Origin of the sequence: Hydrocoleum sp. CS-953, assembly GCF_002260545.1 — a bacterium.
GTDB lineage: Bacteria > Cyanobacteriota > Cyanobacteriia > Cyanobacteriales > Microcoleaceae > Trichodesmium.
Genome location: NZ_LGSU01000603.1, coordinates 1 through 3826, shown reverse-complemented (window position 1 = coordinate 3826; position 3826 = coordinate 1). Strand labels below are relative to the sequence as shown.

The 3826-nt window shown below is 32.8% G+C and carries 2 protein-coding genes; both read right to left on the bottom strand.

Features of this window, described 5'->3' with window-relative positions:
• The coding region (locus tag AFK68_RS06655) for a tetratricopeptide repeat protein (RefSeq protein ID WP_168186348.1) at window positions 1–2104 on the bottom strand (2104 nt) is incomplete at its 3' end.
• Between the two features lie 324 nt (window positions 2105–2428).
• The coding region (locus AFK68_RS06650) for a glycosyltransferase 61 family protein (RefSeq protein ID WP_143437633.1) at window positions 2429–3826 on the bottom strand (1398 nt) is incomplete at its 5' end.

Below are 3826 nucleotides of genomic sequence, written 5' to 3'. Positions count from 1 at the left end.
TAATTTTGGGAAATAAGCGAGCTTCTATGACGTTTTCTGGAGATATTTTCAAAGCTTCTATACTCTCTTTTTGAAACTTTTTACTACAGTTAGTAAAAACAAACTTATCTATAGTAGACATTAGATTACTTCTTCGTAATAAGTCTAGTCTGACAAATACATCAAACATCCAGTGGAAGTAATTATTTATTCCCAGATTTACTGGTAAAAAAGCTACAGTTCCATTAATCTCATAAACTGGGGGTAATTGAGAGGAAGATATCATTATTTCAGCACAACCTGTTGAAATATCTGTGACAAGTTTATTATCTGAAGTAATAACTGCAGTTGTTCCTAAATCAACACATCCTTTTCCCTCTGCTACTATTGTGACAAAAGCTGCTGCTAACTTGGCTTTTTTATGTTGGAAACTTGGATAAATTTGTGGCTCAATTGTTTGAGAGGGCAAGAGATTTATTTGACTAGACTTCGAGACTTTTATGCTACTAATATTAGTTGTTGAAGAGTTTGAGGTAACTTCCCAATTACCTGTTAAATTAAAAAACTTTTCGAGCCAATCTTTGGGTAATTTTTTCTGAGATTTCCAAATGCGAACTTCATCGTGACGACCCTGTTTTTTTAAGACGTATGCTATGTTTTGGTGAATATTCTCCATGTCTGGTCTCATTTTCAGGACTTCGATTAAACAAGGTATTACTTCAGACCAATTCTTCTGTTTGATGTAACTATTTCCTAATGCTGTATAATGCCCATAGCATTTGGGATTAATTTCTATGGCTTTTTGGTAACTAGAAATTGCTTCATCTAATAAACCTTTTTCTAGAAAAATATCTGCTAATCTTCTATGAGATAAATGGTTATCCGATTCTAATTCTATAGCACTATAGTAAGCAATTATTGCTTCATCCAACCTTTGCATTTTTCTCAGTGCTTCCCCTAAATTATAGTACCACCAAGATAAATTTTGATTGAGTTCAATACCTTGATGAAAAGCATCCACAGCCTCATCCCATTTTTCTAGTTTCATCAAAATCTGAGTTAAACTAGAGTGCCATTTTATATTATTTGGTTCGATTTCTTTTAATTTGTGATAACAATTGACAGCTTCATCATCCAGACCTAATTTTTGTAGATTATCTCCTAATTTTTGATAAGGCCAAGTTAAATTAGGATTAATTTCTATCACCTGCTTACACAAATTAATAACTGCTTCTAATTTTCCTTGTTGTAGCAGAATATTGGTTAATTTTAGTTGCGCATTCCAAGTATTAGGTTTGAGGTCTATCAGTTTTTTATAACATTTTTCGGCTGCTTCTAAATTTCCTTTTTGTTGTAGAATATCGCCTAAATTGCGATAAGCCCAAGGAAAATTAGGGTCTATTTCTATGGCTAGATTAAATTCTGTAATTGCTCTATCTATTTCTCCCATTTCTTGCCAAGCTTTACCTGATTTGTGGTGAATCAAACATTTATTTGGTTGTAATTCTATAGCTTTTTGATAACAAGATATTGCCTTTTTAAACTCCCCTTTCTCAACTAAAGCATCTCCTAAGTTTTGATATCCAATTGTCAAAGATGGGTTAAACTCTAAGGCACGTTCAAAACAAGCGATCGCTGCTTCTAATTCTTGCTGCTCTAATAATTTTTTACCTAACTGTAAGTGTTCGCAAGCTGTGGCCGAATTAGGTTCTAATTTGAGTGCTTGATACTTACATTTTGTAGCTAAATCTGGTTTATCTAAACACTGCCATATTTTCTCTAAATTCCGATAAAAACCTGCTACCTTTGGTTTGATTTTAATGGCTTTGTCATAACATTCAATAGCTAATTGCCACTTTTTTTGTTGAGCATATAAACTGCCTAAATTTGCATAAACTTCTGCCAAATTTGGTTGTAGATTTATGGCTTTGATATACCATTCTTTTGCCTGGTCTATCTGACCCATTTTTTGCAGAATATTCCCCAATATTTTGTAGATGAGTGGAAAATTAGGCTCCATTTTTAATGCTTGTTTGCAAGCTGCCATTGCTTCTTCTAATTTTCCTTGGGCTAAATACAATTGAGCCTGTTGATGTAAATCCTCTGTAGATATTTTTGACTTCATTTTTATCATCCTAATTTTGAGTTTTTTTGTAAGCATTTCCTACGGAATGCTGCGCAAACAGCCCTCAGCTAGCCTCTTGCCTCCTGGGTCATAGCTAGGCTTTTTATGTCGCGAAGCTAAATAGCCATCAGCTATCAGATATGAAAGGAAAATCAAAAGTTATGCTAATGAAATTAGTCATCAGCTAACTTTATAACTTTAGTAGTTATTACTTTCAAAAGCTGAATGTAAAAGTATTTACCAGGAAAACCTGAAAGCTGTTTGCGCAGGATTTCAGAACGGAAATGCTAATCGCTGAATGCTTACATTTTTTTAGTGATGAGATTAAATTACTTCTGCTAACTTCATAATTTTTAGTAACTTTTTCAAATTCACAATAATATCGGGTGTCCACGACTTTTTATCTAAGTTATCATTCTCAAAATTTTCACCTATTAAGTAGTAATATGAAAGATTACATAAACTACTAATTTTCCAGTATATAGGATTAATATATTGGGGAGAAAAAAATTCAATCACTTTTGTTCCAGGACTACAAAATACTAGGTTTGTTAGCCCAGCACCATGAGGCGCTATTACTGCTTTAACTTTTGACATTAATGTAGCTTGCTCTGTTATGGAAAATGATTCTAGAGTCAAGCTAATAAAACCAAATTTTTCCAATAAACTGACAACTTCATCTTCATTGACTACTCTTCGCCATGAAGCTAATTTTCTACTAATAAATATTCGTTTGGGCTGTTCTGATATTTTACGAATATTCTCTGACCTTAAAAATAGATTCCTGATAAATTCACAACCCCATTTAGGACTTCTGATACCCCCTTGTTTAATAGTGAATGAAGGCACTACTAATTTTTTCGCTTTTATATGAGGATAAAACCTACTTTCAATAATTTTATCTTGAGGAATTTGCAGTGCTTCTAACGTTTCTTGATGAAATTTTTTATCACATCTACTAAAAACAAATTTATCTATCATAGATATCCAGCCACTCCGGCGTAATAAATCCATTCTAATAACTACATCAAACATCCAATGATAATATACAAATCCTCCCCATTTTGCTGATAAAAATGCTACTGTACCATCTATATAATGAATGGGAGGTAATTCTCCAGAAGAAAAAATAACTTCAGCACAACCTGTAGAAACATCTCTTACCAATCTATTGTCTGAGGAAATAACTGCACTTGTTGCTAAATCAACACAACCTCTTCCTTCTGGTAGTACAGCTATAAATGCTTCACCTGAATTAACTTTTTTATCTTGGAAATTACGATGCTTTTTTGCTTCAATTGTTTGAGATGGCAATAGATTGAATTGAGTATTTGAGTAGATTTTTATCCGAGTAATATTTGTTTGTGGAGAGTCTGAGGTAACTTCCCAATTTCCTGTTAAATTGAAAAATTTTTTAAGCCAATCTTTCGGTAATCTTTGCTGAGATTTCCAGATACAAGCTGCTTCTTGGCGACCTATTTTTTTCAGAATATACGCTATGTTTTGATTAACTTCATAGTGGTCTGGTCTCATTTTTAAGGCTTGAATTAAACAAGGTAAAGCTTCAGACAAATTATCCTGTTGAACATAAGCATTTCCTAATGCTCCATAATGCCAGCAAGAATTGGGATTAATTTCTATGGCTTTTTGATAACTATAAATTGCTTCATCTAATAATCCTTTTTCTTGTAAAACATCTCCTAATTTTCTATGAAATAAATG